At 74.3% G+C, this 23,021-nt stretch carries 24 protein-coding genes; 19 read left to right on the top strand and 5 right to left on the bottom strand.

Features of this window, described 5'->3' with window-relative positions:
- Positions 1-9: 9 nt before the first annotated feature.
- On the top strand, positions 10-897 hold the full coding sequence (locus J2X49_RS10220) for a hypothetical protein (protein ID WP_310125681.1): 888 nt from the start codon (positions 10-12) through the stop codon (positions 895-897).
- Positions 898-936: 39 nt separating this feature from the next.
- Here J2X49_RS10220 and J2X49_RS10215 read toward each other — a convergent pair whose 3' ends face one another.
- The 3 genes from J2X49_RS10215 to J2X49_RS10205 are packed head-to-tail and all read right to left on the bottom strand — an operon-like array spanning position 937 to position 2,865.
- Positions 937-1,788, bottom strand: a complete 852-nt coding sequence (locus tag J2X49_RS10215) for an aminotransferase class IV (protein ID WP_310125678.1) — start codon at positions 1,786-1,788, stop codon at positions 937-939.
- A 34-nt stretch (positions 1,789-1,822) separates the two neighbouring features.
- Complete coding sequence (locus J2X49_RS10210) at positions 1,823-2,374, bottom strand: hypothetical protein (protein ID WP_310125675.1); 552 nt, start codon at positions 2,372-2,374, stop codon at positions 1,823-1,825.
- Complete coding sequence (locus J2X49_RS10205) at positions 2,371-2,865, bottom strand: hypothetical protein (protein WP_310125672.1); 495 nt, start codon at positions 2,863-2,865, stop codon at positions 2,371-2,373. The genes J2X49_RS10210 and J2X49_RS10205 overlap by 4 nt, the downstream gene beginning before the upstream one ends.
- 130 nt (positions 2,866-2,995) lie before the next feature.
- Here J2X49_RS10205 and J2X49_RS10200 point away from each other — a divergent pair, with 130 nt between their 5' ends.
- The 7 genes from J2X49_RS10200 to ndk all read left to right on the top strand — a co-directional run bounded on the left by J2X49_RS10200 (position 2,996) and on the right by ndk (position 11,519).
- Positions 2,996-4,234, top strand: coding sequence for a histidine kinase (locus J2X49_RS10200; protein ID WP_310125670.1), 1,239 nt, complete (start codon positions 2,996-2,998; stop codon positions 4,232-4,234).
- Positions 4,222-4,908 carry a response regulator transcription factor gene (locus J2X49_RS10195; RefSeq protein ID WP_310125667.1) on the top strand — a complete coding sequence of 229 codons (687 nt, stop codon included), beginning with the start codon at positions 4,222-4,224 and terminating at the stop codon, positions 4,906-4,908. The genes J2X49_RS10200 and J2X49_RS10195 overlap by 13 nt, the downstream gene beginning before the upstream one ends.
- Positions 4,905-5,732: a DUF4097 family beta strand repeat-containing protein gene (locus J2X49_RS10190; RefSeq protein WP_310125664.1), complete on the top strand. Its 828-nt coding sequence runs from the start codon at positions 4,905-4,907 to the stop codon at positions 5,730-5,732. The genes J2X49_RS10195 and J2X49_RS10190 overlap by 4 nt, the downstream gene beginning before the upstream one ends.
- Positions 5,733-5,939: 207 nt before the next feature.
- Positions 5,940-9,221, top strand: coding sequence for an isoleucine--tRNA ligase (ileS, locus tag J2X49_RS10185; RefSeq protein ID WP_396131228.1), 3,282 nt, complete (start codon positions 5,940-5,942; stop codon positions 9,219-9,221).
- A gap of 35 nt (positions 9,222-9,256) precedes the next feature.
- Positions 9,257-10,696: a folylpolyglutamate synthase/dihydrofolate synthase family protein gene (locus J2X49_RS10180; RefSeq protein WP_310126041.1), complete on the top strand. Its 1,440-nt coding sequence runs from the start codon at positions 9,257-9,259 to the stop codon at positions 10,694-10,696.
- Positions 10,693-11,079: a DUF4233 domain-containing protein gene (locus J2X49_RS10175; protein ID WP_310125659.1), complete on the top strand. Its 387-nt coding sequence runs from the start codon at positions 10,693-10,695 to the stop codon at positions 11,077-11,079. The genes J2X49_RS10180 and J2X49_RS10175 overlap by 4 nt, the downstream gene beginning before the upstream one ends.
- Positions 11,080-11,108: 29 nt before the next feature.
- Positions 11,109-11,519, top strand: a complete 411-nt coding sequence (ndk, locus tag J2X49_RS10170) for a nucleoside-diphosphate kinase (protein ID WP_128189730.1) — start codon at positions 11,109-11,111, stop codon at positions 11,517-11,519.
- A 19-nt stretch (positions 11,520-11,538) separates the two neighbouring features.
- On the opposite strand, the gene J2X49_RS10165 is transcribed toward ndk, so the two are convergent.
- Positions 11,539-12,156: a vitamin K epoxide reductase family protein gene (locus J2X49_RS10165; RefSeq protein WP_310125656.1), complete on the bottom strand. Its 618-nt coding sequence runs from the start codon at positions 12,154-12,156 to the stop codon at positions 11,539-11,541.
- 39 nt (positions 12,157-12,195) lie between these two features.
- Between J2X49_RS10165 and leuE the strand changes: the two genes are divergently transcribed.
- Both leuE and J2X49_RS10155 read left to right on the top strand, forming a co-directional pair.
- Entirely contained in the window at positions 12,196-12,879 is a 684-nt protein-coding gene (leuE, locus tag J2X49_RS10160; RefSeq protein ID WP_310125653.1) for a leucine efflux protein LeuE, read from the top strand.
- Positions 12,880-13,069: 190 nt separating this feature from the next.
- On the top strand, positions 13,070-15,634 hold the full coding sequence (locus J2X49_RS10155) for an Rne/Rng family ribonuclease (protein ID WP_310125648.1): 2,565 nt from the start codon (positions 13,070-13,072) through the stop codon (positions 15,632-15,634).
- Positions 15,635-15,654: 20 nt separating this feature from the next.
- Here the strand turns inward: J2X49_RS10155 and J2X49_RS10150 are convergent, their stop codons facing one another.
- The gene (locus J2X49_RS10150) at positions 15,655-15,924 is read right to left on the bottom strand and encodes a DUF4031 domain-containing protein (RefSeq protein WP_310125646.1); all 270 of its coding nucleotides are present in this window, start codon (positions 15,922-15,924) and stop codon (positions 15,655-15,657) included.
- 153 nt (positions 15,925-16,077) lie between these two features.
- Between J2X49_RS10150 and rplU the strand changes: the two genes are divergently transcribed.
- The 9 genes from rplU to rsfS all read left to right on the top strand — a co-directional run bounded on the left by rplU (position 16,078) and on the right by rsfS (position 22,892).
- A complete protein-coding gene (rplU, locus tag J2X49_RS10145; RefSeq protein WP_123697699.1) occupies positions 16,078-16,386 on the top strand; it encodes a 50S ribosomal protein L21 in 309 nt (102 codons plus the stop codon).
- 12 nt (positions 16,387-16,398) lie between these two features.
- Entirely contained in the window at positions 16,399-16,653 is a 255-nt protein-coding gene (gene rpmA, locus J2X49_RS10140; protein WP_128189736.1) for a 50S ribosomal protein L27, read from the top strand.
- A 72-nt stretch (positions 16,654-16,725) separates the two neighbouring features.
- Positions 16,726-18,258 (top strand): GTPase ObgE, encoded by a 1,533-nt coding sequence (obgE, locus tag J2X49_RS10135; protein WP_128189737.1) that lies wholly within the window; start codon positions 16,726-16,728, stop codon positions 18,256-18,258.
- The gene (gene proB, locus J2X49_RS10130; RefSeq protein ID WP_128189738.1) at positions 18,255-19,034 is read left to right on the top strand and encodes a glutamate 5-kinase; all 780 of its coding nucleotides are present in this window, start codon (positions 18,255-18,257) and stop codon (positions 19,032-19,034) included. The genes obgE and proB overlap by 4 nt, the downstream gene beginning before the upstream one ends.
- Before the next feature lie 232 nt (positions 19,035-19,266).
- The gene (locus J2X49_RS10125; protein WP_310125638.1) at positions 19,267-20,514 is read left to right on the top strand and encodes a glutamate-5-semialdehyde dehydrogenase; all 1,248 of its coding nucleotides are present in this window, start codon (positions 19,267-19,269) and stop codon (positions 20,512-20,514) included.
- A gap of 34 nt (positions 20,515-20,548) precedes the next feature.
- A complete protein-coding gene (locus J2X49_RS10120) occupies positions 20,549-20,740 on the top strand; it encodes a hypothetical protein (protein WP_128189740.1) in 192 nt (63 codons plus the stop codon).
- Between the two features lie 10 nt (positions 20,741-20,750).
- Positions 20,751-21,347 (top strand): nicotinate-nucleotide adenylyltransferase, encoded by a 597-nt coding sequence (gene nadD / locus J2X49_RS10115; RefSeq protein WP_128189741.1) that lies wholly within the window; start codon positions 20,751-20,753, stop codon positions 21,345-21,347.
- Positions 21,344-22,492 (top strand): hypothetical protein, encoded by a 1,149-nt coding sequence (locus tag J2X49_RS10110; RefSeq protein WP_310125634.1) that lies wholly within the window; start codon positions 21,344-21,346, stop codon positions 22,490-22,492. Before nadD ends, J2X49_RS10110 begins: the two co-directional genes overlap by 4 nt.
- 16 nt (positions 22,493-22,508) lie before the next feature.
- Positions 22,509-22,892 (top strand): ribosome silencing factor, encoded by a 384-nt coding sequence (gene rsfS / locus J2X49_RS10105; protein ID WP_310125630.1) that lies wholly within the window; start codon positions 22,509-22,511, stop codon positions 22,890-22,892.
- The last annotated feature ends 129 nt before the right edge of the window (positions 22,893-23,021 follow it).

Here is a 23,021-nt window from a genome sequence, read left to right as displayed (position 1 = left end):
ATGTCCCCCATGAGGCGCGGGTCTCGCATCCTGACCGCCGCCGCGGTCCTCATCACGGGCGCGGCGGTCGCCGGGTGCGGGCCGACGGCGCCGCCGCCCGTCACCGTCTCGCCGCCACCGCCGCTGCCGACGCAGGACGCCTCCGTCGTCTCCCCGCCGCTCGCGGGCCCGGTGGGCCAGCCGGAGGGGGTGCCGCGGCCGACCGCGCCGACCGTGCACTACGACGGAGCGCCCACCGCCTCGCCGCCAGCAGTGCCGGACCCGGAGCCCGAGCCCTCCGCCGCACCCGTCGGGACGCCCGCTCCCACGACGCCTCCCGGGCCGAGACCGACGCCGAGCCCCGATCCCGCTGAGTCCGCCGCGCTGCTCGACCTGCTCCTCGACCCCGCGGCGCTGCCTCCGCTGCGCTGGAGCGGTCCGGACGGCGAGGCCGAGGCGGCCTGGACGCGGCTCGCGCCCTCCGCCGAGGTCGAGCCCGCTGACGCGATCGCGCACCTCGGCGTCGCGCGCAGCATCGGCGGCGACTGCGCCGCGGCCGCCGACGCCGTCGACGGCGCGGCGACCGAGGCCGCGCTCGTGGCGCTCGCGGCCGAGCCTGCGCCCGGCGGCCCCATGAACGTGGTGCTGCTGCGGTACGGCTCCGAGGCGGCGGCCGCCGGGGCCGCGACCGCCCTGCACGCCCTCGGCATCGCGTGCGACGGCGAGGTCGCCGAGGCCGGCGCGCTCGGCACCGGCGACGGCGCGCACACCGCCATGGTCCTGCTCACCGGACCCGTCGCATCCCTCATCGTCGAGGCGGACGCGCATGGCGCCCTGCTCGTCGCGGTGGTGCACCAGGTGGCGCCGCCCGAGGCGGTCGAGCAGCTGCTGCGCGCCCAGGTCGAGCGCCTCGGCTGACGCCGCGGGCGCTCTGCCGCCCGAGACGCCTCGGTCGCCTCAGACGTCGAGCACGCGGCGCAGCTCGGCGTCGAGCGGCGAGCGGGGGAGCGGCTCGCCGTCGACGCTCGTGACCGTCGCGAGCAGCCGGCCCGACGACAGCAGCCAGGCGCCGTCTGCGGCCCGCAGGTCGTCGGGCGTGAGCGACGCGAACGCCACCTGCATCTCCGGCGGCGCGTCGCGCATGAGCTGCTCGAGCGTGATGGAGGCGAGGATGCCGTCCTGCTTCGGCGTCAGCAGCCGGCCGCCGCGGTCGATGACGAGCGTCGAGGTGGGCCCCTCGAGGAGCGCGCCGGACGGCGCGACGAAGACGACGTCGTCGAAGCCGTGCTGCAGCGCGTGCCGCTTCGCCGCCATGTTGATGGAGTACGAGAGGCTCTTCGCGCCCGGCAGCAGCCATGGCATCGCGGCGACCTCGTCGCCGTCGTGCCCGCGGCCGAGGAGCGTGATCGCGACGCCCTGCTCGCGCTCGCGGACCGCGGATGCGGCCAGCGGCGCCATGAGCGCGAAGGCCGTCGGGTCGCCGCCCGACTCGGGCCCGCGCGTGAGCACGAGCCGGATCAGCGCCTCGGGGTGCGCGGCGAAGTCCCACGCGGCGACGAGCGCGTCGATCGCGCGCTCGAAGCCGGCGCGGTCGGGGGCCGGCAGCTGCAGGATGGCCGCGCTGCGCTCGAGCCGGTCGAGGTGCGACTGCTGATCGCGCACGTGGGGCGCGCCGTCGGCGCCGAGGCGCACGAGGGTGGCGTCGAAGACGCCGTCGCCGCGCACGACGCCGAGGTCGTCGGCGCGGACGATCGGATGCGCGACGTCGACGAGCCTGCCGTCGAGCGTCGCGAGGAGGGGAGCCTGCATGCGCCCAGCGTACGAGCGGCGGCCGACGCCGGCGTCAGAGCACGCCGGCGCAGGGCAGCAGCGCCGAGGGCGCCGCGAGCGCCACGATGGGGGAGAGGATCGTGACGCTCAGGTCGTTGCGCGATGCGACGGCCTCGGTGAGGTCGGCGATCGGCTGGTCGAGCTCCCGGAAGCTCTCGGCGAGCGCCGGGCTCGTGGTCTCGGCGATGAACGCGTCGCGCATGACGGGCAGGTCGGCGACGACGGCGTCGGCCGCCGCCCAGTCGGGGCTGCCCTCCGCGGGCACGGCGTCGAGCACCTCGGTCGCGCGCTCGACGATCGCCGCGAGCGCCTGGTCGGCGGCGGCGCACTCCTCGGCCGTCGGCTGCGGCTCGCTCGGTGCGGGTTCGCTCGGCGCGGCCTCGGTCGCGGTCGGCGTGGGGGTCGGCTCGGCGGTGCTCGAGGCCGAGGGCGTCGCGGTCGGCGTCGCGACGACGGGCGGGGCGGCCGTCGGCAGCGGCGGCGGGAGGATCACGCATCCGGTCGTGAGCAGCGCGAGCGCGACCAGCAGGGCGCCCTGCGCGCCGCGGGCGGTGCGGGCGCTCATGCCGTGCCCGCGCAGAACTCCTGCAGCGACGAGACCTGCTCGAGCAGCTCCGTCACTCCCGCAGTGACCCGCTCGACGCCGGCCGGGTCGCCCGCGGCGAGCGACGACTCGGCCTCGGCCAGCAGCGCCTCCCAGCCGGCCTGGATCTCGCCGATGCGCTCGAGCAGCGCCGGGTCGCTCACGCTCGTCTGCAGGTCGCCCACGCGGCCCGAGACGTCGGCGAGCAGCGCGAGCGCCTGCAGCGGGTTCGCGGCGAGCAGCTCGCCGACCCGGCCGACGTCGGTCGCGATCGCCTGCACGTCGGCCATCACCTGCGCGCACTGCTGCGCCTGCGACTGCTCGCCCGCGCCGCCCGACTCGGCCGGCGCCTGCGAGGCGGTCGGCGCGGGCGCCGGCGCGCTGCCGCAGCCGGCGAGCAGCAGGGCGGCGGCCGCGAGCAGCGCGGCCGCGGCGGTGCGCGGCGCTCGGGATCTCGTGCGGGTGTCGATCATGCGCCGAGGGTACCGCCGGGCGCTGTGGCGACGGCGTGGGGCCACGGCGGGAGGCCACCGGGGGATAGCCCCCGCAGGTGCGGCGCGCATCCCCCGTGCCGCGCGCTCGGCCCGGTCCTAGCGTGGAGCCATGCACCGCATCCGCCCCCTGCTCGCGACCATCGCGCACCTCGCGCTCCTCGGCGCCGTCGGCCTGCCCGCGCTCTCGGGCATCGTCATCCTCGCCGGCACCGGGGTCGCGACGCTCGTCGTGCTCGTCGGCGTGCTGCTGCTCGCGCTCGCGATCCTGGCCGTCTTCGCGTTCGCGTGGTTCGAGCGCGAGCGCGTCGCCGGCCTCTACGGCGCACCCGTGCCGCCGGCGGTGCTGCGGCGCTCCGGCCGCACCGACTGGCTGCGGGTGCCGCACACGCTGCTGCGCATCGTCTCCGACGGCGCGCACTGGCGGGCGCTGCTCAGCTTCTTCCTCGCGAGCCTGTTCGGCGCGTTCACGCTGCCGCTGCTGTCGCTCGTCGGGCTCGGCGTCCCGCTCGCGCTCGCCGGCCTCGGCGACGCCGAGACCGTGACCATCCCGCTCACCTCGCTCGCAGCCCCCGTCGAGTGGGCGCCGCTGCTCGGCCTCGTCGCCCTCGCCGCCGGCGTCGCGGGCACGATCGGCCTCGCCATCGCCCACCGCAACGTGACCCTCGGGCTGCTCGTGCCCGACGACCGCGCGCGGCTCGAGCAGGAGGCGCGCGCCGAGCGCGAGCGCCGCCACGGCGCCGTGCGCGCCGCCGACCTCGACCGCACCCGGATCGAGCGCGACCTCCACGACGGGGTGCAGCCGCGGCTCGTGTCGATCGCGATGCAGCTCGGCATGGCACGCGACCGCATCGACACCGACCCCGAGGGCGCGCGCCGGCTCATCGACGAGGCCCACGCGTCGTCGAAGGCGGCCGTCACCGAGCTGCGGCAGCTGGCCCGCGGCATCCACGTCGCCGTGCTCGACGACCGGGGGCTCGACGCGGCGGTGTCGGCGCTCGCCGCCCGCAGCGCCATCCCGGTCGAGGTCGACGCGCGCATCGAGCGCCGCTGCTCGCGCGACGCCGAGACCGCGGTCTACTTCGCGATCGCCGAGGCGCTCACGAACGCCCACAAGCACGCGCGCGCCAGCCGAATCCGCGTCGCCATCCGCACCCGCCAGCCCGCCGACGCCCCGCCGTCGCTCTGGGCGCGCGTCGAGGACGACGGCATCGGCGGCGCCGAGCGCCAGCCCGGCGGCGGCATCGACGGCCTCGCGCACCGCGTGGCGGGCGTCGGCGGCGCCCTCACCCTGACCAGCCCCGTCGGGGGCCCGACCGCGATCGAGGTGGACGTCCCGTGCGCATCCTGATCTGCGAGGACAGCGTGCTGCTCCGCGAGGGCATCGCCCGCCTCCTCACCGACGCCGGCCACGACGTGGTCGCGCAGCTGCCCGACGCCACCGCGCTCGAGGCCGCGATCGCCGCCGCCGACCCGGATCTCGCGATCCTCGACGTGCGGATGCCGCCGACTCGCACCAACGAGGGCATCCTCGCCGCGATCGGCATCCGCGGCCGCGGCGACCGCCCGCGCGTCCTGGTGCTGTCGCAGTACGTCGAGGAGCGCTACGCGGCCGACCTCATCGCGAGCGGCCCCGCCGGCTTCGGCTACCTGCTCAAGGACCGCGTCGCCGACGTGCGCGACTTCCTCGCCGCCGTCGAGCAGGTCGCCGCGGGCGGCACGGTGCTCGACCCGGAGGTCGTCAGCCAGCTGCTCGCCCGGCGCCGCCGCGACGCGCGCACCGAGCGCCTCACCCCTCGCGAGCGCCAGGTGCTCGCGCTCATGGCGGAGGGCGCGTCCAACCAGGCGATCGCCGACCGCCTCTACGTCTCCGCGGGCAGTGTCGAGAAGCACATCACCGCGGTCTTCCAGAAGCTCGAGCTCGAGCCCGAGGACGGCAACCGCCGCGTGCTCGCCGTGCTCGCCCACCTCGACGCGCCCCGCACCGGCGGCGGCGCTCCCGACGCCCCCGGAGGCATCCGATGACCATCACGACCCCCTCCCGTCCCGGCCGCTGGCTCAGCGTGCTGCTCATCGTGCTCGGCTCGCTCGGGGCCGTGTACGCGATCGGCGGCGGCGTCGTGCGCGGCGTCGCCGCCCACGCCGCCACCAGCCAGAGCTGGACGGCCGACGCCGACGGCGTCGCGGCGCTGCGCATCGACACCTCGGCGGCCGCCTTCCAGGTGCGCTACGCCGACGTCGACGAGGCGACCCTCGACGTCACGACCGACGGCGGTCCCGTGCAGCAGTGGCGGCTCGAGCGCAGTGGCGACGCGCTCGTCGTCGACGCCGACCGACGCTGGCGGTGGTTCGGCTTCGGCATCATGTTCGCCGACCGCGCCGGCGAGGAGCGGGCGGTGCTGACGCTGCCGGCCGCGCTCGAGCGCGACGAGCTCGACCTCGAGGCGTCGGTCGCCGCCGGCAGCCTCGAGGCCGACGGCTCCTGGGGCGCCGTGGTCGTCGAGCTCAGCGCCGGATCGGCCGAGCTCGCAGGCGCCGCTGCCTCGCTCGACCTCGACGTGTCGGCCGGCGAGGCGCGCCTCGACCTCGCGGATGCGCGCACCGTCGACCTGCAGGTGAGCGCCGGCCGCATCGTGGGCGCGCTCACCGGCGACCAGCCCGACGCGATCGTCGCGTCGGCGAGCGCCGGCAGCGTCGAGCTCGCGATCCCCGACGGCACCTACGACGTCACCGAGGACGCCTCGGCGGGCGACGCGACGATCGACGTCACCGACGAGGCGGGCGCGGCATCCACGATCGACGTCGACGTGAGCGCCGGCAGCGTGACGCTGCGGGGCGAGGCGCGGTAGGATCGCAGGCACACGCACTGATCCGGCCATCACCGGGGAGCGGTCGGGAGAACCGCGGCGCGAGCCGCGCAGTAGATCCGAACGGGGCAGGCCCGTCACAGCCGCTGGCTCGGCGACGGGCACGAAGCGGCGGATCCGGCTGAAGGGCACGGTTCCGCAAGCGGGGTGGTACCGCGCGAGAGCGTCCCCGCATCCGAGTTCCGAAGGATGCAGGAGACCAGCGTGACCGACCAGCCAGCCCGCCGCTACCCGCTCTCCGGCGACCAGCCCGTCGTCGCGAGCCCCGACCTCCCGGCGCTCGAGCGCGGCATCCTCGCCTTCTGGAAGGGCGACGACACGTTCCGCGCCTCGCTCGAGCAGCGCGAGGGCTGCCAGGAGTGGGTGTTCTACGACGGCCCGCCGTTCGCGAACGGCCTGCCGCACTACGGCCACCTGCTCACCGGCTACGCGAAGGACGTCTTCCCGCGCTTCCAGACGATGCGCGGCAAGCACGTGCCGCGCGTGTTCGGCTGGGACACGCACGGCCTGCCGGCCGAGCTCGAGGCGATGCAGCAGCTCGGCATCACCGAGAAGGCCGAGATCGAGGCGATGGGCGTCGACGTCTTCAACGCGAAGGCGAAGGAGTCGGTGCTGCAGTACGTCGACGAGTGGGAGGACTACGTCACCCGCCAGGCGCGCTGGGTCGACTTCGAGGGCGGCTACAAGACGCTCGACATCACCTACATGGAGAGCGTCATCTGGGCGTTCAAGACGCTGCACGACAAGGGCCTCGCGTACGAGGGCTACCGCGTGCTGCCGTACTGCTGGCGCGACGAGACGCCGCTGTCGAACCACGAGCTGCGCATGGACGACGACGTCTACCAGGACCGCCAGGACACCACGCTCACCGCGACCTTCCCGTTCTCGGGCGAGCGGGCGGATGCGCTCGGCCTGTCGGGCGTCGCGGCGCTCGCGTGGACGACGACGCCGTGGACCCTGCCGACGAACCTCGCGCTCGCGGTCGGCCCCGAGGTCGAGTACGGCGTCGTGCCGGCCGGCCCGAACGGCACGACCGCCGGCGACGGCCCCTTCCTCCTCGCGACCGCCACGGTGCCCGGCTACTTCAAGGACCTCGGCTACGACTCCGCCGAGGACGCCGTCGCGGCGATCGTCCGCACGATGCCCGGCGCCGAGCTCGCCGGGGTGCGGTACGAGCCGCTGTTCGACTTCTTCGCCGACGCCGAGGAGTGGGGCACCAAGCACGCGTTCCAGATCCTCGTCGACGACTACGTCGCGACCGGCGAGGGCACCGGCATCGTGCACCAGGCGCCCGCCTACGGCGAGGACGACCAGCGCGTCTCGAACGCCGCGGGCATCCCCACCATCCTCTCCGTCGACGACGGCGGCCGGTTCCTCGACGTCGTCGCGCCGGTCGCCGGCCAGCAGGTGTTCGACGCGAACAAGCCGCTGTCGAAGCTGCTGAAGGACGCCGGCCGCGTGCTGCGCCAGGCCTCCTACGTGCACTCGTACCCGCACTGCTGGCGCTGCCGGAACCCGCTCATCTACAAGGCCGTCTCGAGCTGGTTCGTGCGGGTCACCGAGATCAAGGACGACCTGCTCGCCGCCAACGAGCAGATCACCTGGGTGCCCGAGAACGTCAAGCACGGGCAGTTCGGCAAGTGGCTCGAGGGCGCGCGCGACTGGTCGATCAGCCGCAACCGCTACTGGGGCAGCCCCATCCCGGTGTGGAAGAGCGACGACCCGAACCACCCGCGCGTCGACGTGTACGGCTCGCTCGACGAGCTCGAGCGCGACTTCGGCGTGCGCCCCACCGACCTGCACCGGCCCGCGATCGACGAGCTGACGCGCCCGAACCCCGACGACCCGACGGGGCGCAGCACGATGCGGCGCATCCCCGACGTGCTCGACGTCTGGTTCGACTCGGGCTCGATGCCCTTCGCGCAGGTGCACTACCCGTTCGAGAACGAGGCGTGGTTCGACAGCCACAGCCCCGCCGACTACATCGTCGAGTACATCGGGCAGACGCGCGGCTGGTTCTACGTGCTGCACGTGCTCTCGGTGGCGCTCTTCGGGCGGCCGGCGTTCGAGAACGTCATCAGCCACGGCATCATCCTCGGCGACGACGGCTTCAAGGCCTCGAAGTCGCGCCGCAACTACCCCGACGTCAACGAGTCGTTCGACGCCTACGGGTCGGATGCGGTGCGCTGGAACCTGCTGCAGGGCTCGATCCTGCGGGGCGGCAACTTCGTCGTCTCGGAGGAGGGCATCCGCGAGGCGCTGCGCCAGTTCCACCTGCCGCTGTGGTCGACCTGGTACTTCTTCGCCACCTACGCCAACCGCGCGCAGGACGGCGCGCCCTACGTCGCGAAGCGCTCCACGGCATCCGCCGACGTGCTCGACCGCTACATCCTCGCGAAGCTGCGCGAGACGGTCGTCACCGCGACCGAGAGCCTCGACCGGCTCGACGCGACGGGCGCGACGCTCGCGGTGCGCGAGCTGCTCGACGTGCTCACCAACTGGTACGTGCGCCGCTCGCGCGACCGCTTCTGGCAGGGCGTGGCCGCCGACGGCTCCGGCAGCGAGGCCTTCGACACGCTGCACACGGTGCTCGAGACGCTCACCCGGCTCGCCGCGCCGCTCTCGCCGCTCGTGACGGAGGAGGTCTGGAAGGGCCTGACCGGCGGCCGCTCGGTGCACCTGGCCGACTGGCCCGACGCCGACGAGCTGCCCGCCGACGACGCGCTCGTCGCGCAGATGGATGCGGTGCGCGCCATCGCGAGCGTCGGGAACGCCCTGCGCAAGCAGGCGCGGAAGCGCGTCAGGCTGCCGCTGCCCACCCTGACGGTGGTCGGCGCGGTCGACGTGGCGCCGTTCCGCGCGGTGCTGCAGGAGGAGCTGAACGTGCGGGAGGTCGTGCTCGAGGAGGCGGGGCCCGACGCGCTCGAGCGGTACGGCATCTCGCGGCGCCTGCAGGTCAACGCCCGCGCCGCCGGCCCGCGCCTCGGCAAGGACGTGCAGCGCGCCATCCAGGCCGCTCGCGCGGGCGACTGGTCGGTCGACGGCGAGACCGTCGTCGCCGGCGGCATCGAGCTCGCCGAGGGCGAGTTCGAGCTCGCGCTCGAGGTGGCCGACGAGACGGCCGCGGTGGGCTTCCTGCCCGGCGGCGGCTTCGTCGTGCTCGACACGGCGACCACGCCCGAGCTCGAGGCCGAGGGGCTCGCTCGCGACGTCGTGCGGGCGGTGCAGCAGGCGCGCAAGGAGGCCGGCCTCGACGTGAGCGACCGCATCCGCCTGCGGCTCGGCTCCGACGCGCACGGCGTCGCGGCGCTCGAGGCGAACCGCGCGCTCGTAATGGGGGAGACCCTCGCGCTCGAGCTCGAGCTCGAGCGCGTCGACGACACGATGGGCGAGCTCGCCGACGGGCGCACGGCGCACCGCGTCGGCGACGGCTCGCCGCTCGCGATCGCGCTCGAGAGGGCGCAGGCATGACGGAGGACGCAGGCATGACGGAGGACGGCGCTGGCATGGCCGACGACAGCATCGACGACCGGATCCTCGAGGCGCTCGAGCACCGCGAGGCGGCGCAGGCCGCCTACGAGGCGCTGCTGGCGCGCGCGGGCGAGCAGGCGGTCGAGCCGCGCATCGAGGCGACCCGGCGCGCGGTCGAGCTGCTGGGCGACCCGCAGCGGGCCTTCCGCGTCATCCACATCACCGGCACGAACGGCAAGGGCTCGACCGCCCGCATCGCCGACGCGCTGCTGCGCGCGCACGGGCTCCGCACGGGCGTGCTGACGAGCCCGCACCTCGAGCGGGTCAACGAGCGCATCATGCTCGACGGCGAGCCCGTCTCCGACGAGGCGTTCGCGCGCGGCTACGACGACGTCGCCCCGTTCCTCGAGATGGTCGACGCCGAGCTCGAGGCGGCGGGCGAGCGGCGGCTCACGTTCTTCGAGGCGTTCACCGTGCTCGCGCTCGCGATCATGGCGGATGCGCCGGTCGACGTCGCGGTGCTCGAGGTCGGCATGGGCGGCACGTGGGACTCCACGAACGTCGCCGACGGCGACGTCGCGGTCATCACGCCGATCGCCCTCGACCACACGAACCGGCTCGGCACGACGGTCGAGGCGATCGCGCGCGAGAAGGCCGGCATCATCAAGCCCGACGCGATCGTCGTGAGCGCGGCGCAGGCGCCCGAGGCGCTCGCGGTGCTCGAGGCGCGCGCCGCAGAGGTGGGCGCCCGCCTCCTCGTCGAGGGGCGCGACTTCGCCCTCTCCTCGCAGGCGGTCGCTGTGGGCGGCCAGCTCATCACCGTGCGCGGGCTCGCGGCCGAGTACATCGACCAGCTCGTGCCGCTGCTCGGCGCGCACCAGGGGGCCAACGCGGCGCTCGCGCTCGTCGCGGTCGAGGCGTTCCTCGGCGGCGGCGGCCAGCCGATGACCGCGCAGGTGCTCGCCGACGGCTTCGCCGCGGCGACCTCGCCCGGCCGGCTCGACGTCATCGGCTCGCAGCCGCTCGTGATCCTCGACGCGGCGCACAACCCGCACGGCGCGACGGCGCTGCGGGCAGCGCTCGGGGAGTTCTTCGGCCTCGAGCGGGTCACGCTCGTGCTCGGCGTGCTCGTCGGCAAGGACGCGACGGGCGTGCTCGAGGCGCTCGAGCCGGTCATCGACGAGGTGGTCGTCACGCAGTCGCGCTCGGAGCGCGCCATGCCCGCCGACGACCTCGCCGGGCATGCGGTCGCCGTGCTCGGCGCCGACCGCGTGCTCGTGGAGCCCGAGCTCGGCACGGCGGTCGAGGCCGCGCGCGAGAGCGCCGCAGACCGCGGCGGCGCCGTCGTCGTGACCGGCTCGATCACCCTGCTCGGCGACGTGCTCGGCCACGCCCGAGAGGCGGGCTGGCTCGTGCGGCCGGATGCGCGCCGGCAGGCGGCGACCGTCGAGGTCACCGACGAGGAGCAGCGGTGAGCCCCCGCGAGCGGCGGCCCCGCCCGGCGCGCGGCGCGATGGAGTCGCTGCTGCGCATCGTGCACGGGCTGCAGGCGGCCGGCATCGTGTTCGGCGCGCTCGCCTCCTGGGGCGTCACGCGCGACTGGCCGGCGCCGACGGCGTTCGCGGTCGTCGGCGTGCTGCTCATCGCCACGATGCCGCTGCTGCGGCACCCGTGGGGCTGGGTCGTGAGCCTCGCGGTGCAGGCGGCCGTCGCGGCGCTGACGGCCTTCGAGCCGGTGTGGGGCGTGGTCGCGCTCATCCTCGTCGGGCTGTGGATCTTCTGCTTCGTGAAGGCGCGCGGGATCGAGCGCCAGCGGCGCGCGGCGGGGCTCGACCCGAGGGGCGCCCCCGGCAGCTGACGCGGTGCGGCGTCGGTAGGCTGGCAGGCATGCAGAGCACCCTCGTCCTCATCAAGCCCGACGGCGTCCAGCGCCAGCTGACCGGGGCCATCCTGGCCCGCATCGAGGCCAAGGGCTACCGCGTCGCCGACCTGCGCATGGTGCAGCCCGAGCGCGCGCTCCTCGAGGAGCACTACGCCGAGCACGAGGGCAAGCCGTTCTTCGAGCCGCTCGTCGAGTTCATGCTCTCGGGCCCGTCGGTCGCGATCCGCCTCGAGGGCGATCGCGTCATCGAGGGCTTCCGCTCGCTCGCCGGCACGACCGACCCGACGACGGCCGCGCCCGGCACGATCCGCGGCGACCTCGGCCGCGACTGGGGCCTCAAGGTGCAGCAGAACCTCGTGCACGGCTCCGACTCGGAGGAGTCGGCCGAGCGCGAGCTCGCGCTCTGGTTCGGCTGAGCGCGCCGGCGCCCCGCCGCTAGAAGGCGAACAGGAACCGGGGGATGCCCGGCAGCACGACCATGATCGTCAGCACGACGACCACGGCGAGCGCGAGCGACAGCACCCAGCCCCACGAGGAGAAGCGCGCCGCGGTGCGCCGCAACCCCGCGGGCGCGGGGAGCGCGCCGGCGCCGAAGGCCCACGTCCAGAGCGGGAACGCCATCGCGTACATCGCCATCCAGACCAGGAAGCACCACGGGCAGACGAAGCCGAGCACGAAGATCGACTGCTGCGCGAGCCACAGCACGAACACCAGGCCGCCGAGCACGCCGACCGAGAAGGCCGTCCACACCCAGCGCGGCATCGCGACGCGGCCGAGCGTCAGCACGCCCATGAGGATCGGCGCGGGGAACGCCATGAGGCCGAGGAACGGGTTCGGGAAGCCGAACAGGCGCCCCTGCTCCGACTCCATCGCGCCCGAGCACGACAGGAACGGGTTGAGGTCGCAGCTGAGCGCCGCCTCGGGGTTCAGCAGCAGCTCGATGCGCTCCACCGAGAGCGAGAACGCGCCGAGCAGGCCCGCGAGCCCCGTCACGATGAGCACCGCGCCCAGCCAGACGGGCGCGGTGATGTGGGCAGGACGTGACGGGTTCATGGAGCCTCCTGCGCACCATTCTGGCAGTCGGGCGCGCGCGTGAGCCTCGACGCGGCGACGCTCGCCGCCTTCACCGCCGGCGTAGTCGTGATCGTGCTGCTGCCGGGCGCCAACAGCCTCTACGTCGCGACGAGCGCGCTGCGGGCCGGCACGCGCGCCGGGTTCCGCGCGATGCTGGGCGTCTTCCTCGGCGACGCGGTGCTCATGGTGCTCGCGGTGCTCTCGGCCCAGGCGCTCTCGGCCAGCCCGGTCGTCTTCACCGCGCTCACCTGGGCCGGCGCCCTGTACCTCTGCTGGCTCGCGATCGGGCTCGTGCGCAGCGCCGTCGCGCGCATCCGCGCCCGCATGGCCCGCCGGGCCGAGCCCGCGGCGACCGAGAACCCGACGCATCCGCCCACCGCGCCCAACCCGATCATCGCCCACCCGCGGCTCGCGCCCTTCCGCACGGCGCTCGTCACGAGCCTGCTCAACCCGAAGGCGATCCTCTTCTTCGCGTCGTTCTTCGTGCAGTTCATCGACCCGGCGTCGCCGACGCCGCTCGGCGACCTGCTCGCGATGATGCTGATCCTCGAGGCGATCTCGGGCCTCTACCTCACGGCGGTCGTGCTGCTCGGCGCGCGCATCGGGCGCCGCGTGCAGCCGCACGGCTGGCCGGCGATCGTCGGCACGCTCGTCGCGGCGGCCGCGTTCGTCGCGCTCGCGGTGCGCGTCGTGCTGCCCTGAGCCCGCAGCGCTCGTGGGGTAGACTTCCCCGCAGCGCGCCCGACGGGCGCTCACACAGGTTTTCCGGGCAGCACGCCTAGCCCGGGCCATCCCCGCGAGGGGGTGTCAGGAAGGATTCGCGCCGGGGCGCGCCCCGGTCGCGAGCGAGATGGCGACCGGCGGCGCCGGTTGCGGCAGGAGCGCGCCAGCGATGGTGAACGACGACACGACCCTCCCCGCAGAGGCAGAGGGCACAGCACAGCAGACCGGCACGGCCGAGGCGCCCGAGGGGCAGCAGGCCACCGAGGCGCAGGCCGAGGTGCAGCAGGCAGAGGCGCCCGAGGCGCAGAAGCCCAAGCGCAAGCGGGCGACCACGCGCAGGACGGCGCCGGCGGCCGAGGCCGATGCGGCGACGGATGCGTCGGCCGACGCCCCGGCGCAGGCGCCGGTGGCCGACGACCAGGGTGCCGAGCCCGCCGCCGAGCCGGCCGCCGAGGCTGCCGCTCCGGTGGCGACGGGGGAGCAGGAGCCCGGCCACGAGCCCGGCCTCACCGATCCCGCGGCCTCCGCGCCCGACGCCGGTGCGCAGGGCTCGGCGGGCGACGACCCGCTCGCCGCGGCGCTCGCGCTGCCCGAGGTGCCGACGGGGCCGTTCGGCCTGCTCTTCCACGCGCCCGACCTCGCGGCGCTGCCCGCCCTCCCGTCGCTGCGCGACGAGGAGGACGACGACGACGAGGACGACGACGACGACGAGCCGCAGGGCGGCCGTCGCAGCCGCTCGCGCACGCGCTCCCGCTCGCGCCGCCGCGGCGGCGACGTCGAGGAGGAGAAGCCGCTCATCACCGAGCCGCAGAAGGTGCGCGGCTCCACCCGCCTCGAGGCGAAGCGCCAGCGCCGCCGCGAGGGCCGCGACGCGGGCCGCCGTCGCACGGTGGTGACCGAGACCGAGTTCCTTGCCCGGCGCGAGGCCGTCGAGCGCCAGATGATCGTGCGCTCGAAGCACGACCGCGTGCAGCTCGCGGTGCTCGAGGACGGCGTGCTCGTCGAGCACTACGTCGCCAAGGCCTCCGAGTCGAGCCTGATCGGCAACGTGTACCTCGGCCGCGTGCAGAACGTGCTGCCGAGCATGGAGGCCGCCTTCGTCGACATCGGCCGCGGCCGCAACGCCGTGCTCTACTCGGGCGAGGTCGACTGGGACGCGGCCGAGCTCGAGGGCCAGCCGCGCAAGATCGAGCTCGCGCTGAAGCCCGGCGACACCGTGCTCGTGCAGGTGACGAAGGATCCGGTCGGCCACAAGGGCGCCCGCCTCACGAGCCAGATCTCGCTGCCCGGCCGCTACCTCGTGTCGGTGCCCGGCGGCTCGATGAACGGCATCTCGCGCAAGCTCCCCGACACCGAGCGCGCCCGCCTGAAGAAGATCCTCAAGCAGGTGCTGCCGGAGGGCGTGGGCGTCATCGTGCGCACCGCCGCCGAGGGCGCGACCGAGGACCAGCTCACGCGCGACGTCGAGCGCCTCACCCGCCAGTGGGAGCGCATCCAGCAGCAGAAGACCTCCGGCACCGCGCCGCAGCGGCTGCACGCGGAGCCCGACCTGCTCGTCAAGATCGTGCGCGACGTCTTCAACGAGGACTTCCACAAGCTCGTGATCCAGGGCTCCGAGGCGCTCACCACGATCCGCGAGTACCTCGAGGCCATCGCGCCCGACCTGCTCGACCGCGTCGAGGCCTACGAGGGCACCGACGACCCGTTCGACCACTTCCGCATCGCCGAGCAGATCGACAAGGCGCTCGACCGCAAGGTGTGGCTGCCCTCCGGCGGCTCGCTCGTCATCGACCGCACCGAGGCGATGACCGTCGTCGACGTGAACACCGGCCGCTTCGTCGGCGCCGGCGGCAACCTCGAGGAGACCGTCACCAAGAACAACCTCGAGGCGGCCGAGGAGATCGTGCGCCAGCTGCGCCTGCGCGACATCGGCGGCATCATCGTGATCGACTTCATCGACATGGTGCTCGAGTCGAACCGCGACCTCGTGCAGCGGCGCCTCATCGAGTGCTTGAGCCGCGACCGCACGAAGCACCAGGTGGCAGAGGTCACGAGCCTCGGCCTCGTGCAGATGACGCGCAAGAAGCTGGGCCTCGGGCTCCTCGAGTCCTACTCCGAGCAGTGCGAGGTCTGCGCCGGCCGCGGCATCATCGTGCACCACGAGCCCGTCTCGAAGCCGCAGCGCCAGCAGCAGTCCGACGCCGGCGGCAACGGCAGCAGCGGCGGCCGCCGCGGGCGCCGCGGCAAGCAGGCCGACCAGCAGCAGGCCGAGCAGCACCAGCAGCACCAGCAGGGCGCCGGCGGCACGCACGCGATCACCGACGACCTCCGCAAGGGGCTGTCGCAGATCGCGTCCGCGGGCAAGGGGCGCCCGCACGAGGGCGAGCACCCTGCGGGCGAGCACCCTGCGGGCGAGCAGCCCGCGGCGCAGCACCCGGCGCAGCAGCCCGTGCAGCAGCCCTCGGGCGAGCAGCCGTCGGGCATCGTCGCGCCCTCGAAGGAGGCGGTCGAGGCCGTCGCCGCCGAGCCGATCGTCACGATCCTCGACATCCCCGTCGAGCCCGTGCACGAGGCGCCCGCCGCGAAGGCCTCCGAGGGCGACCTCGACGGGCTGCTGGGCAGCGCGCTCGATGCGCTCGCCGCGCCGGCGCCCGGCACCGGCAAGGCGGCACGCCGCTCGCGCCGCGCCTCCTCGGGCGTCATCACGGCGAAGCCCGACGACTCGAACCGCTGACGCGACGGGGCGCGACCGGGCTAGTGCGGCCGGTCGCGCTCCTTCACGCGCAGCCCGCTCGCGATGAGCCGGCGCACGAGCTCCTTCGGGGGCACGCGCTGCGCGCCCATCGCGACGAGCGCGTCGATGCGCTCGGCCGGCACGTCGTAGTGGTCGTGGTCGAAGCCGCGTGACGGGATGCCGGCGGCCCGCGCGAAGGCGTGCAGCTCGTCGAGCGACGCGTCGCTGATGAGGTGCGCCCACAGCGTGCCGTGGTTCGGCCACAGCGGGTCGTCGACCAGGATCGCCATCCGCCCACGGTAGCGGGCGCCACGCGGGCGGTCATGTTGACCGCAGGCGTCGCGTGCCTGTATCGTTGTCCGCTGGTGCAGGTCGCGATCTCGCGCGCGCCACAAGCTTCGTCCCGGCCCTGCCGGGAGTCGTTCCAACAGTGAGGATCCAACGTGGTGTACGCAATCGTGCGCGCCGGCGGCCGGCAGGAGAAGGTCGAGGTCGGCACCGTGCTCGTCGTCGACCGCATCGCCGGCGACGACAACGGCAACGTCGAGCTGGCCCCCGTGCTGCTCGTCGACGGCGACAAGGTGACGACCGACGTCGACGCGCTCGCCAAGGTGAAGATCACGGCCGAGGTCGTGACCGACCTGCGCGGCCCGAAGATCCGCATCCAGCACTACCGCAACAAGACCGGCTACAAGCGCCGCATGGGCCACCGCTCGGAGCTCACGCGCCTCAAGGTCACCGAGATCAAGTAAGGGGCTCCAGACATGGCACACAAGAAGGGCGCATCGTCCACCCGCAACGGCCGTGACTCGAACGCGCAGCGCCTCGGCGTGAAGCGCTTCGGCGGCCAGGTCGTCAAGGCCGGCGAGATCATCGTCCGCCAGCGCGGCACGCACTTCCACCCCGGCGCCAACGTCGGCCGCGGTGGCGACGACACGCTGTTCGCCCTCGAGGCGGGCGCCGTGGAGTTCGGCCAGAAGGGCGGCCGCAAGGTCGTCAACATCGTCGCCGCAGGCTGACGACACACACAGACACCCGATGAACGGGGCGGGCTTCGGCCCGCCCCGTTCTCGCATCGAAGGAGGCATGCCATGGCGACGTTCGTCGATCAGGTGACGCTGCATCTGCGCGCCGGTCACGGCGGTCACGGCTGCGTCTCCGTGAAGCGCGAGAAGTTCAAGCCCCTCGCGGGCCCCGACGGCGGCAACGGCGGCGACGGCGGCGACATCGTGCTGGTCGCCGACCCGCAGGTGACGACGCTGCTCGGCTACCACCGCGCGCCGCACCGCGCGAGCGAGAACGGCCAGCCCGGCATGGGCGACCACCGCTCGGGCACCTCCGGCGCCGACCTCGAGCTGCCCGTGCCGGTCGGCACGGTGGTGACGGATGCGTCGGGCGAGCAGCTCGCCGACCTCGCGCAGGCGGGCATGCGGCTCGTCGTCGCGGCCGGAGGCCAGGGCGGGCTCGGCAACGCGGCGCTGTCGAACACCAAGCGCAAGGCGCCCGGCTTCGCGCTGCTCGGCACGCCCGGCTTCGAGGGCGACATCACGCTCGAGCTGAAGACCGTCGCCGACGTCGCGCTCGTGGGCTTCCCGAGCGCCGGCAAGTCGAGCCTCGTCGCCGCGATGTCGGCCGCGCGGCCGAAGATCGCCGACTACCCGTTCACGACGCTGCACCCCAACCTCGGCGTCGTCGAGTCGGGCCAGACGCGCTACACGATCGCCGACGTGCCCGGCCTCATCGAGGGCGCGAGCGAGGGCAAGGGGCTCGGCCTCGAGTTCCTGCGCCACGTCGAGCGCTGCTCGGCGCTGCTGCACGTCATCGACTGCGCCACGCTCGAGCCCGGCCGCGACCCGGTGAGCGACCTGCAGGTCATCCGCCGCGAGCTCGAGGCGTACCCGGTGCCGGAGGGTCAGACGCCGCTGCTCGAGCGCCAGCAGCTCGTCGCGCTCAACAAGATCGACGTGCCCGAGGCCGCCGAGCTCGCCGCGTTCGTGCGCGCCGACATCGAGGCCATGGGCTACCGCGTCTTCGAGATCTCGACGGTCGCGCACCGTGGCCTGCGCGAGCTGTCGTTCGCGCTCGCCGAGATCGTCGAGGCCGACCGGGCCGCGAAGGCCGCCGAGCCGGCGCCCGAGCGCATCGTGCTGCGCCCCAAGGCGATCGACGACGCCGGCTTCGTCGTCAAGGTCGAGGGCTCCCACGAGGGCCCCGTCTACCGCATCCTGGGCGCGAAGCCCGAGCGGTGGGTCGCGCAGACCGACTTCCGCAACGACGAGGCCGTCGGCTACCTCGCCGACCGGCTCGCGAAGCTCGGCACCGAGGATGCGCTGCTCAAGGCGGGCGCGGTCGCGGGCGCGACCGTCGTCATCGGCCCCGGCGCCGGCATCGTCTTCGACTGGGAGCCGACCATCGCATCCGCCGCCGAGCTCGTCGGCAACCGCGGCACCGACCCGCGCCTCGACCGCAACGACCGCCGCACGACGGCCGAGCGCCGCGCCGAGTACCACCGCCAGATGGACGCGAAGCAGGCGGCGCGCGACGACCTCAAGGGCGAGCGCGACGCCGGCATCTGGACCGACGACGAGGGGTTCGAGGTGCAGCGCTGGGACGACGAGGCATGACCTCGCTCGACCTCTCGGTCGCGCAGCGCATCGTCGTCAAGGTCGGCTCGTCGTCGATCTCGGGCGACCGCCGGGGCCAGATCGAGCCGCTCGTCGACGGGCTCGCGCGCCTGCACCGGGCGGGCGAGGTCATCCTCGTCTCCTCGGGCGCGATCTCGACCGGCATGCCGTTCCTCGGCCTCGACGCGCGCCCCGCCGACCTGCCCATGCAGCAGGCCGCCGCGGCCGTCGGGCAGAACGTGCTCATGAACCGCTACCAGCGGAGCCTGTCGCGGCACGAGCTCGTCGCGGCGCAGATCCTGCTCACCGCGTCCGACATGGACATGGACTCGCACCGCGTCAACGCGCGCAACGCCCTCGAGCGGCTGCTCGAGCTGCGCATGCTGCCGATCGTCAACGAGAACGACACGGTCGCGACGCACGAGATCCGCTTCGGCGACAACGACCGGCTCGCGGCCCTCGTGGCCCGGCTCGTGCGCGCCGACCGGCTCATCCTGCTCTCCGACATCGAGGCGCTCCGCACGGCGCCGCCCGACGAGCCCGGCTCCGAGCCCATCCACCGCGTCGCGTACGGCGACCCGATGGAGGGCGTCAGGCTCGGCGCGAGCGGCTCCCACATCGGCTCCGGCGGGGCGATGACGAAGGTGGATGCGGCGCGGCTCGCCGCCGACGCCGGCGTGCGCGTGACGGTCACGGCGACGCCGCTGCTCGAGCGCCTCATCGCGGGCGAGCGGCTCGGCACCGAGTTCGAGCCGAATCCCGCCCCCGAGCACTGATCCCACTGGTCGAGCCGTCGGCGACGCTTCCGCTGGTCGAGCCGTCGGCCCCTGCCCCCGCTGGTCGAGCCGGCGGCCCCTGCCCCCGCTGGTCGAGCCGTCGGCCCTCCCTCCGCTGGTCGAGCCGTCGGCCCTGCCTCCGCTGGTCGAGCCGTCGGCCCTCCGGGCCGACGAGTCGAGACCATCCCCGCCAGGCGCGCCCCGCGCATCCGCCCGCTCCTAGGATCGAGGCATGCCCGATGACCTCGACCGGCTCCTGACCGACGCCAAGCGCGCCTCTCGCGAGCTCGGCGTCGCGCCCGCCGAGCGGCGCCACGCCGCGATCACCGCGATCGCCGACGCCATCGAGCGCGCGGGCGACGCGATCCTCGTCGCGAACGCCGAGGACCTCGAGCGCGGCCGCGCCGGCGGGCTCGCCTCGGGCCTGCTCGACCGGCTGCTGCTCGACGAAGCCCGCATCGCCGCCCTCGCCGCCGCCGCCCGCCAGCTCGCAGCCCTGCCCGACCCGATCGGCGAGGTGCTGCGCGAGCGCACGCTGCCGAACGGGCTCGAGCTCACCGAGGTGCGCGTGCCCTTCGGCGTCATCGGCGTCATCTACGAGGCCCGCCCCAACGTCACGGTCGACCTCGCGTGCATCGCCCTCGGCTCGGGCAACGCGGTCGTGCTGCGCGGCGGCTCGGCGGCCGAGCGCACGAACGCGGTGCTCGTCGCCACCATGCAGGACGCGATCGAGGCCTCGGGCCTGCCGCGCGCGGCCGTGCAGACGATCGACCGCTTCGGCCGCGACGGCGCCGGCCGCCTCATGCGGGCCCGCGGCCTCGTCGACCTGCTCGTGCCGCGGGGGAGCGCCGCGCTCATCGAGCGGGTCGTCACCGAGTCGACCGTGCCCGTCATCGAGACGGGCGCCGGCGTCGTGCACGCCTTCGTCGACCGCGCGGCGAGCCTGCCGATGGCGCTCGAGATCCTGCTGAACGCCAAGACGCAGCGCACGAGCGTCTGCAACTCCCTCGAGACGGTGCTCGTGCACCGCGACATCGCCGAGACCGCGGTGCCGGCGATCGCCGACGCGATGCGCGCGGCGGGCGTCACCATCCACGCCGACGCGCCGCTGCCGGGCGTCGACGCGGCCGAGCCGCTGGGGGAGCAGGGGTGGTCGACCGAGCACCTCTCGATGGACGTGGCGATCGGCGTCGTCGACGACGTACGCGCGGCGATCGAGCACGTCAACGCCTTCGGCACCCACCACACCGACACGATCATCACCGACGACGCGGATGCGGCGGACCGGTTCCTCGCGGAGGTCGACTCGGCGGTCGTCATGCACAACGCATCCACCCGCTTCACCGACGGCGGCGAGTTCGGCTTCGGCGCGGAGGTCGGCATCTCGACGCAGAAGGCGCACGCGCGCGGCCCGATGGGGCTCCCGGAGCTCACGAGCACCAAGTGGATCGTGCGCGGCACGGGCCAGGTGCGCGCGTGAGCCGCGCTAGAGTGGGAGTCGATCGGAGGCTTCCATGACGCTGACATTCCTGAGCGCGACGACGCTCGCCGCTGCTGCTGCGGCGGAGTCCGAGAGCGAGCTCGGCGCCTACATCGCCGGCGGCATCACCGCTGCGGTGTTCCTCATCTCGGCGATCGTGCTGCGCTCCTTCCGCGACGTCGCGCACCGCGCGCCCGGCGACGTGCACGGCTCCGACCACGCCTGACGCAGCCGACGTGCCGCAGCGCCGTCGCCGCCTGGGCATCATGGGCGGCACGTTCGACCCCATCCACCACGGGCACCTCGTGGCGGCGAGCGAGGTGGCCCACCACTTCGCGCTCGACGAGGTCGTGTTCGTGCCGACCGGCGAGCCGTACCAGAAGCGCAAGGTCTCGCCGAGCGAGGACCGCTACCTCATGACGGTCGTGGCGACCGCCTCGAACCCCCGGTTCAAGGTGAGCCGCGTCGACATCGACCGCGACGGCCCCACCTACACGATCGACACGCTGCGCGACATGCGCGCGCAGCACCCCGACGCCGAGCTGTTCTTCATCACGGGCGCGGATGCGTTCGCGTCGATCGTGGGGTGGAAGGACGCGGATGAGCTCTGGCAGCTCGCGCACTTCGTCGCCGTCACCCGCCCGGGGCACCACCTGTCGATCTCCGGATATCCGCCGGACCGCGTCTCGGAGCTGGAGATCCCCGCACTTGCGATATCCTCGACCGATTGCCGTGCGCGCGTCCGCGCCGGCTACCCGGTCTGGTATCTCGTGCCAGACGGAGTGGTTCAATACATCAGCAAGCACGACTTGTACCGGAGACTGACAGCATGACCGATGCGAACGAAGGGCAGCCGCTCACCCGGCGCCAGCTTCGAGAGCTCGAGCGCGCTGCCGAGGCCGCACGCAACGGCGGCACCCCGCCCGTCCCCGCCGAGGGAGCCGAGCAGCAGGTGAGCGACGCGCCGGTCCGCGAGGGCCGGCACTCGACGCCGAGCGTGCCCGCGGCGCCGGAGGAGGCCCGCGAGGCCGAGCAGCCCGCGCTGCAGGAGCCGCCGCAGAAGCCGCAGGGCCGCTTCTTCGGTCGCCGCAAGCCGCAGGGCGCCGAGGCGCCCACGCAGGCGGTGCCCGTCCAGCAGGCGCCGATCGAGCTGCCCGAGACCGTGGCCATGGATCGCGTCGAGCCCGCCGAGGCGGCCGAGGCCGACGTGATCGAGGCCGAGCTGCACGCACCCGAGGCGAGCGGCGCATCCGTGCCCGCACCCTCGGCCGCGCGCCGCTCGAGCGTGCAGGTCGACGACGTGCAGGGCCTCGACACCGTCGACGACGACGAGGTCGACAGCCTCGAGATCGACGAGGTCATCGTCGAGCAGCCGCGCGTCTCGTCGCGCCGCGTCGCCGAGTCGACGCCCGCCGAGCTCGAGGACCGCCGCCGCGCCGCCGAGGCCGCCGGCGCCGAGGAGGCGCTGCCGACCGGCCCCACGCGCGGCCAGGCCATGCGCCTGCCGGTGATCGTCAACGTCGTCTCCGACACCTCCGAGCACCACATCGCCGACCTGCGCGAGCAGGGCGTCGCGGGCGAGGGCGGCGGCTCGTCGACCTCGTCGATCACCGCGAACGCGCTCGTGCTGCCGGCCGGCTCCGACAGCCCCGAGTTCCAGCTCGAGGGCGACGACGGCCTGCTGGTCACCGGCTCCATCGACGTGCCCGAGGGCTTCGCGTCGTCCGGCCGTGGGAGCGCCTCGATCGACGGGAGCGATGTGGACGGCGATGTCGCCGACGGCGAGGTGCAGAGCCCCGAGACGGCGCCCGTGCGCGCCTCGAAGGCCGTCTCCTCCTACGCGAACGCGCGCGTGCAGATCGCGCCGCAGAAGCAGCGCTCCAACGTGTGGCCGGTCGCGATCGGCGTCGGCGCGGGAGCCTTCGTGGTGGGCGTCGGGGCATTCCTGACGGTCGCCCTGACGCAGGGCTGGCTCTGAACGCCGGGAGCGCTCGATGAGCGCCGACCAGAAGGCGATCGAGCTCGCTCGCGCCGCCGCCCGTGCCGCCGACAAGGCGCTCGCCGTCGACATCGTGGGACTCGACGTCTCGGGCCAGCTGCCGCTGACCGACGTGTTCGTGATCGCCACGGGCCGCAACGAGCGCCAGGTGAGCGCCATCGCGCGCGAGATCGAGGACGCCCTCATCCTCGACGGCGCGAAGCCGGTGCGCCGCGAGGGCCGCGCTGACGGCCGCTGGGTGCTGCTCGACTTCTCCGACATCGTCGTGCACATCTTCCACGAGGAGGAGCGCACGTACTACCAGCTCGAGCGGCTCTGGCGCGACGCCGGCGTCGTCGACCTGCAGCTGCCCGACCCGGCCGCCCCGGCAGCCGAGTAGCGCGCCGCGCGCTCGCCGCGCGCACCCGCCTGCCGGACCCCGCGCATCCGCGCGCCTCGAGTCGCGCCTCGCGCGATCGAGTGGCGCCTCGCGCGATCGAGTGGCGCCGTCCGTGATCGACTGGCGCCG

The sequence above is a fragment of the Agrococcus sp. BE272 genome (genome assembly GCF_031457935.1).
In the GTDB taxonomy this organism is placed as follows: Bacteria; Actinomycetota; Actinomycetes; order Actinomycetales; family Microbacteriaceae; genus Agrococcus; species Agrococcus sediminis.
This window is presented reverse-complemented; position numbering and strand designations above follow the sequence as displayed.